Origin of the sequence: Ferrovibrio sp., from assembly GCF_041906005.1 — a bacterium.
GTDB lineage: Bacteria > Pseudomonadota > Alphaproteobacteria > Ferrovibrionales > Ferrovibrionaceae > Ferrovibrio.
Genome location: NZ_JAYRJY010000001.1, coordinates 2921020 through 2933684, shown reverse-complemented (window position 1 = coordinate 2933684; position 12665 = coordinate 2921020). Strand labels below are relative to the sequence as shown.

General features: G+C 65.2%; 10 protein-coding genes. 7 read left to right on the top strand and 3 right to left on the bottom strand.

Annotated features, from left to right (window positions below):
• Window positions 1-43: 43 nt before the first annotated feature.
• The 7 genes from ACE3OO_RS14350 (at window position 44) to ACE3OO_RS14320 (ending at window position 10066) form a co-directional block, all read left to right on the top strand.
• Window positions 44-628, top strand: coding sequence for a chemotaxis protein CheW (locus ACE3OO_RS14350; protein WP_374304059.1), 585 nt, complete (start codon window positions 44-46; stop codon window positions 626-628).
• Between the two features lie 228 nt (window positions 629-856).
• On the top strand, window positions 857-3379 hold the full coding sequence (locus ACE3OO_RS14345; RefSeq protein WP_374304058.1) for a methyl-accepting chemotaxis protein: 2523 nt from the start codon (window positions 857-859) through the stop codon (window positions 3377-3379).
• Window positions 3380-3484: 105 nt separating this feature from the next.
• Window positions 3485-5497 (top strand): transketolase, encoded by a 2013-nt coding sequence (tkt, locus tag ACE3OO_RS14340; RefSeq protein ID WP_374304056.1) that lies wholly within the window; start codon window positions 3485-3487, stop codon window positions 5495-5497.
• Between the two features lie 234 nt (window positions 5498-5731).
• Window positions 5732-7459: an ABC transporter ATP-binding protein gene (locus ACE3OO_RS14335; protein ID WP_374304054.1), complete on the top strand. Its 1728-nt coding sequence runs from the start codon at window positions 5732-5734 to the stop codon at window positions 7457-7459.
• A 4-nt stretch (window positions 7460-7463) separates the two neighbouring features.
• The gene (locus ACE3OO_RS14330) at window positions 7464-8207 is read left to right on the top strand and encodes a lysophospholipid acyltransferase family protein (RefSeq protein WP_374304053.1); all 744 of its coding nucleotides are present in this window, start codon (window positions 7464-7466) and stop codon (window positions 8205-8207) included.
• Complete coding sequence (gene lpxK, locus ACE3OO_RS14325; protein WP_374304051.1) at window positions 8200-9183, top strand: tetraacyldisaccharide 4'-kinase; 984 nt, start codon at window positions 8200-8202, stop codon at window positions 9181-9183. The genes ACE3OO_RS14330 and lpxK overlap by 8 nt, the downstream gene beginning before the upstream one ends.
• Complete coding sequence (locus tag ACE3OO_RS14320; RefSeq protein ID WP_374304050.1) at window positions 9176-10066, top strand: lysophospholipid acyltransferase family protein; 891 nt, start codon at window positions 9176-9178, stop codon at window positions 10064-10066. The genes lpxK and ACE3OO_RS14320 overlap by 8 nt, the downstream gene beginning before the upstream one ends.
• Here the strand turns inward: ACE3OO_RS14320 and ACE3OO_RS14315 are convergent, their stop codons facing one another.
• From ACE3OO_RS14315 to xseA, 3 genes are read right to left on the bottom strand one after another with little or no spacing between them, the layout of a single operon-like run.
• Window positions 10067-10891, bottom strand: coding sequence for a M23 family metallopeptidase (locus ACE3OO_RS14315; RefSeq protein ID WP_374304048.1), 825 nt, complete (start codon window positions 10889-10891; stop codon window positions 10067-10069).
• A complete protein-coding gene (locus ACE3OO_RS14310; RefSeq protein ID WP_374304047.1) occupies window positions 10888-11109 on the bottom strand; it encodes a DUF2093 domain-containing protein in 222 nt (73 codons plus the stop codon). Before ACE3OO_RS14310 ends, ACE3OO_RS14315 begins: the two co-directional genes overlap by 4 nt.
• Complete coding sequence (gene xseA / locus ACE3OO_RS14305; RefSeq protein WP_374304046.1) at window positions 11109-12566, bottom strand: exodeoxyribonuclease VII large subunit; 1458 nt, start codon at window positions 12564-12566, stop codon at window positions 11109-11111. Before xseA ends, ACE3OO_RS14310 begins: the two co-directional genes overlap by 1 nt.
• Between the last annotated feature and the right edge of the window lie 99 nt (window positions 12567-12665).

Here is a 12665-nt window from a genome sequence, read left to right as displayed (position 1 = left end):
TGCAGGATGATCTGCCGTCGGCAAACCGCTCAGAGGAGGCAACATGACCCAACTCTCCACAGCTTCGAGCGATAACGGCAACAGCACCGGGGCGGGGAACATGATCCCGGCGCATGGCCGCAGGGACGTGCAGGTCGGTGACATCTCGGGCAGCAACGAGTATCTCACCTTTTCCATCGACAGTCAGGATTATGGCATCGACATCCTGAGCGTACGCGAGATCCGCGCCTGGACCGAAGTGACCAACCTGCCCAACACGCCGGATTTCGTGCGCGGCATCATCAACCTGCGCGGTACGATCGTGCCGATCTACGATCTGCGGGTCCGCTTCGGCGGCGGCCGCACCACGCCGACCAGCATGCATGTCGTGATCGTTGTGGTGGCGTCCAACGGCACATTCGGCCTGCTGGTCGATTCCGTGTCGGATATCCTGTCGATTGCCGAACGCGATCTGCAGGGCGTGCCGGAAACCGGCATGGAGGCCGATTACCGTTTCCTCAGCGCGATCGTCGCCCGCGGCGACCGCATGGTTTCGATCATCGATCTGGATCACCTGGTCAACCAGGATACGGCAGCCCAGATGGAACAGATCGCGGCGCAGCAAGGGTCCGGGATTGCCCAGGCGTGAAGTGGCCCGGCGGATATCATGCCCGGGTTTCGCGGCAATTTGGTTTCGGCTCGCGGCGATTAACACTAACCAGCCGCCTTACTTGGAGGAAGGTTACGCGGTGTAAGCTTCCGTCGTGTAAGGATTAAAACTTGGTAACCTATGCACTTTAACCGGGTGCATCGCACACAGGACCGGCTAAGTTAGTCCCACTGACACCCCCGAGAACGGGGATAAAGGGGAATACCCATGCCGACTTTTTCCATCCGCACCACCCTGGGCCTCGTCATCGGCGTCCTGGGCATCATGCTTGTCGCCATCAGTGCCGTTTCGCTGAACGAGGCCATCCAGCGCTACAACGCCGCCCAGAAGGTGGCGACGCTGGCCCCGATCAGCCAGGCCTTCTTCCGCAGCCTGCAGCAGCATCGGCTGGAGCGCGGCAACATTCTGATCTCGCTGCGCGCAGACGCACCGGCCTCCAAGGACACGATCGACAATATCAGCGCCCAGCGCGACAGCACCAAGGATGGCTACAACACCGGCTTTAGTCTTCTGTCGTCGCTGCGGGACATGCCGGGTGCAGGGCCGATCCTGACCAAGCTGAAATCCACCCATGATGCGGTCGATGCGCTGCGTCCGAAAATGATGACCATGATCGGGCAGCCTAAGGCCCAGCGCGAGGCGCAGGCCGCGCAGGACTGGCCGCGGGTGACGCAGGCTTACCTCGACGCCGTGCAGGAGGCGTCCGATTTCCTGGAATCTTCGCTCCAGTTGGTTGACCCCACCGTCGACCAGTTGCTTAGCGTCAAGCAGAATGCATGGACCATCCGCAACTATGCCGGGTCGCTTGTGCTGCGCATTCTGACGACGATGTCGGCGGGGCAGAGCTGGGGAATGCCCGAAGTCATAGCCCACACCGATGATGCCGGCCGTGTTGCCACTGCCTGGGGTATCGTCACCACGATTGCCAACCGCAGTGATACAGCAGCGCCGGTACGCGACGCGGTGAATACCGCGAAGGCATTCTTCTCCGGCCCCATCGCCGAAGAACGCCAACTGATCGTGAAAGCCTTCAGCAGCGGCCAACCATCGCCTGTTGAACAGGCGAAATACCAGGGCCACGTGACCGACGACCTCAATATGCTGAACGCCATCGCCAATACGGCCCTGGACGAGTTGATCAAGCGCGCCGAAGCCCAGATGACGGAAACGCGGCAGAGCCTGATCCTCAGCGGCGCCGTCCTGGTGGCGGCCATCGCCTTCACCGTTTTCGGTTTCCTGATCGTGCAGTGGCGCGTCAGCGGCCCGATCCAGCGCATGACCAGCGCTATGCAGCGTCTGGCCGACCGCGATCTGGCTGTCGATATTCCCTTTGTCGATCGCGGCGCCGAGATCGGCCAGATGGCCAAGGCCGTGCAGGTATTCAAGGACAATATGATCGCCCGCGAGCAGGCCGAGGCCGATATCGCCGAGCAACGCCGCGTCGCCGAGGAGCAGCGGGCCAGCCGCGAGGTGCGCGAAAAGGCCGCCGGCGAGGAAATCGCCGCGCTGGTCAACAAGGTGGCGCAGGGCGACCTGTCGGGCCGCATCAATGAAAGTGGCAAGGATGGCTTCTTCCTCACCACCAGCCAGGAACTCAATCGCCTGGCCGCGACGCTGCAGACGATGGCCGGCGAAATGGCCGACACCATGGGCGCGATGGCCGGCGGCGACCTGACCAAATCGGTGCGCGGCAACTATCATGGCGTGTTCGGCCAGCTGAAAGACAGCGCCAACGGCATGGCCGAGCGTATGCGCGATTTCGCCGGCCGCCTTACCAATACGGCCCAGTCGGTGAAAACTGCCTCGGATGAAATCTCGTCTGGCAGCCAGGACCTGGCGCAGCGCACGGAAAGTCAGGCAGCCAGCATCGAGGAAACCGCCGCCTCGATGCACGAGATCACCACGACGGTGAAGCAGAATGCCGACAACGCCCAGGCGGCCAACCAGCTGGCCACGGCGGCGCGCGACACCGCCGAGAAGGGCGGCAGCGTGGTGGGCGATGCGGTCTCCGCGGTGAGCCGCATCGAGGAAAGCGCGCAGAAGATCAGCGACATTGTCGGCCTGATCGACGAGATCGCCTTCCAGACCAACCTGCTGGCCCTGAATGCCTCGGTCGAGGCCGCCCGCGCGGGTGAAGCCGGCAAGGGCTTTGCGGTCGTTGCGCAGGAAGTGCGCGCCCTGGCCCAGCGTTCGGCCAATGCCAGCAAGGACATCAAGGCGCTGATCCAGGAATCGAATACCCAGGTGAAGACCGGCGCCGATCTGGTGGGCCGCACCGGCCAGTCGCTGACCGAGATCGTGTCGTCGATCAAGAAGGTGAGCGACATCGTGGCCGAGATCGCCGCCGCCAGCCGCGAGCAGGCCACCGGCCTGGAGCAGATCAACACCGCCGTCGGCCAGATGGACGAGATGACCCAGCGCAACGCCGCCCTGGTGGAAGAGACGACAGCCGCCGCCCAGAGCCTGGCCGGTCAGGCCAGCGAACTGGCTGATCTGGTCGGCTTCTTCAAGCTGGACAGCAACCGCGGGCCGGCCGTCGTCGCATCCAAACCCGTCTCCGTGCCGGCGCCGGCTCCCGCGCCAAAACCGGCTTTGGCTGCCAAGGCGGCCACGGCAAAGCCGGCACCCGCCAAGGCTAGCCCGGCGGCGACTCCTGCGCCGGCCCCCAAACCGGCTGCGGCAGCGCCAAGGCCGGCGGCGGCGGATGAGGACGACTGGCAGGAATTCTGACCGTCTTTCAAAGGGTTTCCCATGCCCGCGGGCATGGGTTGACGGGGGCCGCTGAGACCGGCATGGTCCGCCCGCTTTCGACTCCAGAAGCGGGATTCCACCGATATGCTGCAGGCCGCCACAGCCTTCCCCCGTCACGCCGCCCCGGTCAGCCATGCCGACATGGCCAATGCCATCCGCGCCCTGGCGATGGACGCCGTGCAAAAGGCCAATTCGGGTCATCCCGGTATGCCGATGGGCATGGCCGACGTGGCCACGGTGCTGTTCAGCCGGTTCCTGAAATTCGACCCACAGAACGCCACCTGGCCTGATCGCGACCGCTTCGTGCTGTCGGCCGGTCATGGCTCGATGCTGCTCTACGCCCTGCTCTACCTGACCGGCTATCCCGACATGACGCTGGAGGAGCTGAAGAACTTCCGCCAGATCGGTTCGCGCACAGCGGGTCATCCGGAATTCGGTCATGCCGGCGGCGTAGAAACCACCACCGGCCCGCTGGGCCAGGGCATTGCCACGTCGGTCGGCATGGCGCTGGCCGAGCGCCTGCTGGCCGCCCAGTTCGGCAAGGATATGGTGGATCACTATACATACGTGATCGCCGGCGACGGCTGCCTCATGGAAGGCATCAGCCACGAAGCCATCTCGATGGCCGGCCATCTCAAGCTCAACAAACTGATCGTCCTGTGGGACGACAACCAGATTTCCATCGACGGCCCCACCAGCCTGTCCGTCTCCGATGACCAGATCACCCGCTTCCAAGCCAGCGGCTGGGCCACCATCCGCGTCGATGGCCATGACCCGGAAGCCGTGGCAGCCGCCATCGCCGCTGCGCAGAAGAGCGACAAGCCGAGCCTGATCGCCTGCCGCACCGTGATCGGTTATGGCGCGCCGACCAAGGCCGGCACGGCTGCCACCCACGGCTCGCCGCTGGGCCCCGACGAGATCAAGGGTGCGCGCGAGAAACTGGGCTGGCCGCATGCGCCATTCGAGATCCCCGACGCCATCCTGAAGGCCTGGCGCGCGGTCGGCAGCGCCAATGCCGGAAAAAAACAGGCTTGGGACAAGGCGCTGGCCGCCCTGCCCGCGCCGCAGCGCGCCGAGTGGGATCGCCGCATCAAGGGCGACCTGCCGGCCGATTTCGCCAAGGTGATCGACGACTACAAAGCCAAGCTGGCCGCCGACAAGCCGAAATGGGCGACGCGCAAGTCGTCGCAGATGGTGCTGGAAGTCATCAATCCGGCCGTGCCCGAGACGATCGGCGGTTCGGCTGACCTGACCGGTTCGAACAACACCAAGACCGCGGGCCTCAATCCGATCAAGCCCGGCGACTTCAGCGGCCGGTATGTCTATTACGGCGTGCGCGAGCATGGCATGGCGGCCGCGATGAACGGCATCGCCCTGCATGGCGGGCTGATTCCCTATGGTGGCACCTTCCTGGTCTTCACCGATTACTGCCGGCCTTCGATCCGCCTCTCGGCCCTGATGGAACAGCGCGTCATCTATGTGATGACGCATGACTCCATTGGCTTGGGCGAAGATGGCCCGACGCACCAGCCGGTCGAACATCTGGCTGCACTGCGCGCGATACCCAATCTGCTGGTTCTGCGCCCGGCCGACGCCGTGGAAACGGCCGAAGCCTGGCAGGTGGCGCTGGAACAGAAGCATCGCCCGAGCGTGCTGGCCCTGACCCGCCAGGACCTGCCGGCCGTGCGCACTACCCACAACAAAGAGAACCTGGTGGCCAAGGGCGGCTATGAACTGATCGCCGCCGACGGCGCCGCCAAGGTGACCCTGCTGGCCAGCGGTTCGGAGATCGCCATTGCCATGACAGCCCGCGAGCTGCTGCAGAAGGACGGCATCCCGACCCGCGTGGTCTCGATGCCGAGCTTCGAGCTGTTCGACGCCCAGGATGTCGCCTATCAGGAAAAGACGCTCGGCCCGGGCACCGTGCGCGTGGCCATCGAGGCCGGCGTTCGCCAGGGCTGGGACAAGTATCTCGGCATCAAGGGCGGCTTTGTCGGTATGAGTGGCTTCGGCGCTTCCGGCCCCTACGAGCTGCTGTACAAGCATTTCGGCATCACGCCGGAAGCCGTCGCCCAGGCCGCCAAACAGCGGCTGTGAGCCGGGGCGGCAGGTAACCACCTGCCGCATAAGCTTTTATTTGCCTGCACCGGCCAGATCATAGGCTGGCGGCCGGGCTTGCCTGGCCGGAGCCATGCTGGCCCCGCCGGACGGCACATGCTATAGCAGCCGGCATTAACTCTTTGCCGAGATTGACTCTTTGATCGGGACGGATTTCTGGTGACTTCCCCCACACCCCCCGGTGACCCGGTAAACAGCGCACCGGCCAGCAGCATGGCGCTGATCCGACGCCTGCTGGCCGAACAGGTCCGGCCTCATATCGGCTCGCTGTTTTTCGCCCTGCTCAGCATGATGGTGGTGGCAGCGATGACGGCGGCCACCGCCTGGCTGCTCAAACCGGCCATCGACCAGGTTTTCACCGAACGCGATCCGTACTGGACCATGATGGTGCCGCTGATGGTGGTTGCAGTAGTGGTGGTGAAGGCGTTCGCGGCTTACTTCGAAGGCACCCTGATGACCCAGTTCGGCGAACGGATCATCGCCGATACCCAGGTGCGCATGTATGCCCACATGATCCGCGCCGACCTTGCCTGGCTGCACGAGATGCATTCCGGCAAGCTGATCGCCAGCTTCCTGTATGACGCCAGCCTGCTGCGCGAGGCGGTATCCAAGGCCCTGACCGGCATCGTCAAGGACTCGCTGAGCCTGGTGTTCCTGACCGGCGTGATGTTTGCCATGAACTGGCAATTCGCACTGATCGTCTGCGTGATTTTCCCGATCGTCGGCCTGACCACACGGCGGCTGGGCAAGAAGGCGCGCAAGGGGTCGGCCCGCACGCAGCAGGAAACCGGCAAGCTGACCACGATCCTGAGCGAGACCTTCGACGGCGCACGCATGGTGAAAGCCTATGGCATGGAACAGCGCGAGATCGAACGCGCGCGCCAGTCGGTGGAAACGCGCCTGGGCCACATCATGAAAGTGGTGCGCGCCCGTGCCGCCGCCAGCCCGGCCACCGAGGCATTGGGGGGCATCGCGGTCGCCGTGGTGATCTATATCGGCGGCACCACCGAAACGCTCACGCTCGGCACGCTCACCGCCTTCATCTACGCCGCGCTTTCGGCCTATCAGCCGCTCAAGGCACTGGCCAACCTGAACACCGCCCTGCAGGAGGGCCTGGCCGCCGCTGAACGCATTTTCAGCCTGCTCGATATCCAGCCGAAAATCACCGAGGCGACGGATGCCAAGCCGCTTGCCGTCGCTGGCGGCGAAATCCGTCTGGAACAGGTCAGCTTCCGCTACAACGCGGACAAGACTGCTCTGCACGGTATTTCGCTGGTGGTGCCGCGCGGCAGGAAAGCCGCTCTGGTCGGCGCCTCGGGTGCCGGAAAATCCACGCTGCTCAACCTCGTGCCGCGTTTCTATGACGTTTCGGAAGGCCGCGTGCTGATCGACGGACAGGACGTGCGTGCGGTCACGCTCGCCTCGCTGCGCCGGAACGTGGCGCTGGTAAGCCAGGAATTGACGCTGTTCGACGATACCATCCGCGCCAACATCGCCTATGGCCGTCCGGAAGCCGGCCAGAGTGAGATTGAGGCTGCCGCCCGTCATGCAGCGGCGCATGACTTCATCATGGCCTTGCCGCAGGGTTATGACACCCTGGTCGGCGAAAACGGCGTGCGGCTTTCCGGTGGCCAGCGCCAGCGCATTGCGATTGCCCGCGCCATGCTGCGCGACGCGCCGATCCTGCTGCTGGACGAAGCCACCAGCGCGCTGGACACCGAGTCCGAGCGACTGATCCAGACCGCGCTGGGCGAATTGATGCGCGGCCGCACGACGCTGGTGATCGCTCATCGGCTGTCCACCGTGATCGATGCCGACGTGATCTTCGTTCTGGATCATGGCCGTCTGGTCGAACAGGGCACTCATACCGAACTGCTGGCGCGCAACGGGGCCTATGCCCGGCTGTATGCTACCCAATTCGCCATCGAGGCCACGGCTTAAACCGATGGCCGGGCCGATCAAGCGCTTCCTGCGTAGCGCACCGGTCGTTCGGCTCGCGGCCGATGCCATTGCCCTGTATGTGCGCCTGGTGCGCGCCACCTCGCGCTGGGAAACCCGTGGCATCGAATATCCGCAAGCCTTCTGGCGCGAAGGCAAGCCTTTTATCGGCGCTTTCTGGCATGGCCGCCTGCTGATGATGCCCCTGGCCTGGACCACGAAGCACCGCATGCATGTGCTGATTTCGCAGCATCGCGACGGCGAACTGATCGCTCGCGCCATGGATCCATTCGGTATCGGCACCGTACGCGGTTCAACCGCCAAGCAAGGCAGGGCCGATAAAGGAGGCGTTGCCGCGCTGCGCAGCATCGTGCAGGTCCTCAAACGCGGTGAATACGTCACCTTCACGCCCGATGGCCCGCGAGGTCCGCGCATGCGCGCCAGCACGGGGATCGTGGCTGCGGCAAGACTGGCCAAAGTGCCGATCCTGCCGGCAAGTTACGCCGTTGCACGCCGCCAGCTGGCCGCATCCTGGGACCGCTTCCTGATCCCTTGGCCGTTCAACCGCGGCATCTATATCTGGGGCGAGCCGATCGACGTGCACAGCGACACGGCAGAAAGTCTGCAGCAGGCCACCCTGCGGGTGGAAGCCGCGCTCAATGCCCTATGCGATGCAGCGGACCGCCATTGCGGACAGACGCCGGTTCCTCCGGCCGATGCAAGGCCGGCAGAGGACGACCAGGATGCCTAGCCGGACACCGGATTTCTGGCGTAGCGATGCCGTCTCGCCATGGCCGACGATATTGCAACCGCTGGCCAAGCTTTATGAACTGGGCAACCGGCTCAACCGGCAAACCACAACCCCGCAGGATATCGGCCGCCCGGTGATTTCGGTCGGCAATCTGGTCGCGGGTGGCGCCGGCAAAACCCCGACCGCCATCGCACTGGCCGACATCCTGCATCGCCTCGGCCTGCATCCGCAGATCGTCAGTCGCGGCTACGGTGGACGGCTCGCGGGCCCTGTGCGTGTCGATCCCGCGCGCCATAGCGCCGCCGATGTCGGCGACGAGGCCCTGCTGCTGAATGCCGCCGCGCCCACCTGGATCGGCCGCGACCGCCCGGCCGTAGCCCGCGCCGCCGTTGCGGCCGGCGCCGGCTGCATTATCGCCGACGACGCGCACCAGACCTATGCGCTGGCACGCCGGCTCAGCCTGCTGGTGGTGGATGGCGGCTACGGTTTTGGCAATGGGCGATTGCTGCCGGCAGGCCCGTTGCGCGAGCCGGTGCAGGACGGACTGGCGCGCTGTGATGCGGTGGTGCTGATCGGCAAACCGACCGTGCCGCTGCTCCCTTTCGGCTCGAAACCGGTTTTCCGTGCCGAACTGGAGGCCAACCCCGCCGATGCCGTACGTCTGCGCGGCAGGCGCGTTCTGGCTTTCGCCGGCATCGGCCGACCCGAGAAATTTTTCGCCTCCCTGCAACAGATCGGCGTCGAGATCGCCAGTACAAAGACTTTCCCCGATCATGCGCCCTATAGCGAAGACACGGTTATGCGGCTGGTTGAGCAGGCGCACGCCTTGCATGCCATTCCGGTGACCACCGCAAAGGATCAGATGCGCCTGCCAAAAGCCGCGCGCGCCATGGTGGATGTGTTGCGCGTCAGTCTCGTTTTCGCCGATCCCGCCGCGGTGGAGCAATTCCTGAAAAGCAGGCTGACCCGTGTTTAAGCGCGCTGAACCGCATGAATATGTCGCCGCCTGGGGGGCGCGTTTTGCCCTGTGGCTGTTTGGCCTGCTGCCGTTGGACACGGCTTCCGCTTTCGGCGGCTGGCTGGCGCGCAAGCTCGGGCCGCATTTCGCGGTGACCAAACATGCCGTGCGCAACCTGGCCCGGGCCATGCCCGAGTTGACGGAAGATCAGCGCGACACCGTGCTGGGCGGCATGTGGGACAACCTTGGCCGCGTGCTGGCCGAATACGCCCATCTGCGTGAACTCAAGATCGGCACGCCGGAACAGCCTGGCCATGTCGAGGTGATGGGCATCGAACACATACAGGCGATCCGGGACAGCGGCCGGCCGGCCCTGTTCTTCTCTGCCCATTACGGCAACTGGGAACTGACCAGCCTGGTATCGGCGCATTACGGCCTGCCGATGCTGCAGGTCTATCGCGCCGCCAATAACCCATTGACCGAGGAATTGCTGCAAGGTCTGCGTGCGCCGCTGGGCGGCCGCCATGTGCCCAAAGGCGTGCAAGCGGCACGCGAAATCCTGCGTACGCTGAAAAACAACGAATTCGTCGCCATGCTGGTCGACCAGAAACTCAATACCGGCATTGCCGTGCCCTTCTTCGGCCGCGATGCCATGACCGCGCCGGCCATTGCCGAATTCGCCCTGCGCCTGAAATGCCCCGTGGTGGGCGCTCGCGTCGAACGCCTGCACGGCACGCATTTCCGCCTGACCGTCGAACCGCCCTTCATGCTGGAGGATACCGGCGACCACGACCGCGACGTCCATGAAGGCATGCTGCGCATCAACCGGCGCATCGAAGCCTGGATTCGCGAGCGCCCCGACCACTGGTTCTGGGTGCACAAGCGCTGGCCGAAGGGCTGATCACTCTTTCGGCAGCAGCCGTTGCGGATCGAGCCGCACGTCGAACCAGTTCACCCGCCAGTCGAGATGCGGCCCCGTCGCCCGGCCGGTGGCGCCGACCGTGCCGATCTGCTCGCCCTGTTTCACGCGCTGGCCGACTTTCACGGTCAGGGTCTGCAGGTGTGAATAGGCCGAATTGATGCCCATGCCGTGGTCGATGAGGATCGTGCCCCCGGTGAAATAGATATCCTTCTCGGCCAGCACCACCTCGCCGGCAGCGGGCGCCACCACCGGACTGCCGACAGGGGCGGCAATGTCGAGGCCATAATGCGGCGTGCGCGGCTCGCCATTGAGGATGCGCTGGCTGCCGTAGACGCCGGAGACAGGGCCTTTGGCAGGCCAGATCCAGCCCTGCAGGAAATCCTGCATCGCCGAACTGCGCTGGCGGGCCGCCGCGATCATCTCATTTTCGCGCTTGATGCGCTCCAGCACCGCAGGCGGCGGCGTCACCTGCGCGGGCGGCAGACCATCGATGCGCTGGATATCGTATTTCTGCGGCGCGATCCGCAGCATGACCAACTCGCCTTTTGCCCCGTCGCGCGTCACGGTCAAGGTCACACTGGGCGGTTCGTCGCGGCCGAAGCCGAAGACGAAACGGCCGTTTCTCACCGGCACAATACGCTCGTTCAGTTTGATCAGGATGCCGGGTTCGGCTTCCCCGGTCACCAGGCCGCCCTGGCTGAAATCGCCCTGCCAGGTCAGGCCGGCGGGTGCGCGGTTGGGTTCGGCGGCCTGGGCAGCCCCCGCCAGCAGGACCAGCAGGCCAGCCGCCAGCCAACGTTTCATCCGCGCCGCACCGGATCGCGCAGCAGCCCCTGCAGGGCAACGACCGCATCGGCATAGGCTTCCTGGCGATCGACACTCCAGTAGCGCAGATTGTTCAGCGGAATGCGTACCTGCGTCACCGCGCAAAGCACATAGGAACCGGGAAACACGATATCGAAGGCGCCATGCCGGTAATACAGCTTGGCCTCGGTCTCGCGCGGCAGCGGCGGCGTCTGCATCAGAACAGTTCCTCCTGACCGGGCGGCTTGGCCATAGCGCCGCCACGACGCGCGGGCACAGCGCCGCCACCTTCGATGCGGGCCTGCCGGCGACCATCCTGCATCTCGATGGTGACGGCCGCACCGGGCGTCATGCCGGCTGCCGATTTCAGCGCATGACCATCGGCGCCATAGACCACGGCGAAACCGCGCGAAAGCACATTCTTGTAGGACAGGCTTTCCAGCAGCTTGGCTGGCTGGGCCAGACGCTGGATGGCATCGGCCTGGCGCTGGCGCAGGGCACGCAGCAACCGCGCATCGGCATCCAGCAGCCGACGACGATAATCCGCGACTTCCCGCCGCAGCAGAGCCGGCCGCAGCTTGGCGAATTTGGTTTCCATCTGCGCACGCTGGGCGGCGACGCCGACGCGCAGGGCATGCTTCAGCCGGTCGGACAGGTCGTCGAAACGCTGCCGCGCCATTTCCAGTTGCTCGCGCGGGCCACGCAGGCCTCGCCCCAGGCCATCCAGATGCTGGCGCTTCTCGCGCGCCAGCCGCGTGATGCCACGGCGCAGGCGTTCGTCAAAGCTGGCAACGCTGGCCACCAGTTCCATGCGCACCGGCACGGCCATTTCGGCGGCGGCCGTGGGCGTCGGCGCTCGGCGATCGGAGGCAAAATCGATCAGCGTCGTGTCGGTTTCATGGCCCACTGCCGAGATCAGCGGAATGTCGGAGCCGGCAGCGGCGCGCACCACCACTTCCTCGTTGAAGGCCATCAGGTCTTCCAGGCTGCCACCGCCGCGCGCCACGATCAGCAGATCGGGTCGCGGCACGGGGCCGCCCTCGGGAAGTGCGTTGAAGCCGCGGATCGCCCTGGCCACCTGCTCGGCGGCGCCCTCCCCCTGCACCAGCACCGGCCAGACCAGGACATGAGTGGGAAACCGGTCGGCCAGGCGATGCAGGATGTCGCGGATCACAGCGCCCGTGGGCGAGGTCACCACGCCGATCACGCGCGGCAGATAGGGCAGCGGGCGTTTGCGCTCGGCCGCGAACAGGCCTTCGGCGGCCAGCTTCTGCTTGCGCTGCTCCAGCAGGGCCATCAGCGCGCCGAGGCCAGCCAGTTCCATGCGCTCGACGACCATCTGGTATTTCGAGCGGCCGGGATAGCTGGTCAGCTTGCCGGAGCAAACCACCTCCATGCCGTCTTCCGGCTTCACCCCCAGCCGGGCCGCGCTGCCTTTCCAGCAGACGGCATCCAGCACCGAGTCGGCATCTTTCAGCGAGAAATACAGGTGCCCCGAGGCGGCCCGCTTGAAACCGGAAATCTCGCCACGCACACGCACCCAGCCAAACGTCTCCTCGATGCTGCGCTTCAGGCGCAGCGAGAGTTCGGTGACGCTGTATTCCGGCACGTTGCTGGCCGCCGGGGTTCCAGCGGAAATCGGGGGGCCAGCGGGAATCGGGCTCGAATCGCTCATTCCGGGAACCTTGAATCCATGGCCGGCATGATACAAAGATTGCCGCCGCCGCTCCAGCCGCCCCTCCGGCCGGCCCAGGACGCGGAATAGCCGTTTCCT